Here is a 994-nt window from a genome sequence, read left to right as displayed (position 1 = left end):
TGAGGTTTTCTCAGCGAAATGATCTTCGCGTTGCGGGGTGATCCCGGCGGTTGGGTACGGATCGGGCAGGCGGCCCCGGCCGTGGGCAGACGTAAAGCCCCTGGTAGGACGGTTCTCACCACAAGATCGTCCGCTGAACCAGAGGCTTCACGTTGGTCACCTATGTTGCCACGCTCGATGTCCCGCGCCATGTCGTGGAGTACCTGTCCCGGCTGCTGGCCGCGCACCGGCGCCGGATCGGCACCCCGAGGGGTTCCCGGGCGCTGGGCACTTTCCGTCAGGCTGTGCTGGTGCTGCGCTGGTTCCGGACACGCGGGTGCGTTCACTGCCTGGCCCGGGATGCCGGCGTCTCGCAGGCCACCGGCTACCGCTACCTGCACGAAGGCATCGATGTGCTGGCGGCCCAAGCCCCGGACCTGCACGAAGTGCTGGACCGCTGCCGCGAGGAGGGGATGAGCCACATCGTCCTGGACGGCACTCTCACCATCACCGACCGGCTTGCCGGGACCGCGCTGAGCGTGAAGGGCGAAAAGATCGATGCGTGGTACTCCGGCAAGCACAAGTGCTTCGGCGGCAACGTGCAGTTCCTCGCCGCCCCGGACGGCACCCCGCTGTGGACATCCGATGCCGAGCCCGGCTCCACCCACGATCTGACCGCCGCCCGCATCCACGTCCTGCCCGCCCTGTACGCGGCGGCCCGCGAGGGCCTGCGCACCCTCGCCGACTCCGGATACGACGGCGCCGGTATCGGCGTCCACACCCCCGTCAAGAAGCCCGCCGGGCAGACCACCGGCCATCTACACACCGACAACCGCACCTACAACTCACTCCTGCGCGGCATGCGCTCCCTGGGAGAACGAGCCATCGCTGAACTCAAGGAGCGCTGGCGAACGCTGAAGTACGTCACCCTCAGCCCCAGCAGGATCGGCGACATCACACGCGCAGCCCTCGTCCTCAACGGGCAATGGAAATGATATCCGTTGAGAAAACCTCA

The 994-nt window shown here is 67.0% G+C and carries 1 protein-coding gene; it reads left to right on the top strand.

Going from position 1 to position 994, the window contains the following annotated elements:
- The first annotated feature begins 152 nt into the window (after window positions 1–152).
- Window positions 153–974, top strand: coding sequence for a transposase family protein (locus tag OSB71_RS24185; protein ID WP_265950939.1), 822 nt, complete (start codon window positions 153–155; stop codon window positions 972–974).
- Window positions 975–994 lie beyond the last annotated feature (20 nt).

The organism is Streptomyces marinisediminis (assembly GCF_026262575.1).
GTDB classification, from domain to species: Bacteria; Actinomycetota; Actinomycetes; order Streptomycetales; family Streptomycetaceae; genus Streptomyces; species Streptomyces marinisediminis.
The sequence above is the reverse complement of the archived record's forward strand: the minus strand, read 5'-3'. Positions and strand labels throughout refer to the sequence as shown.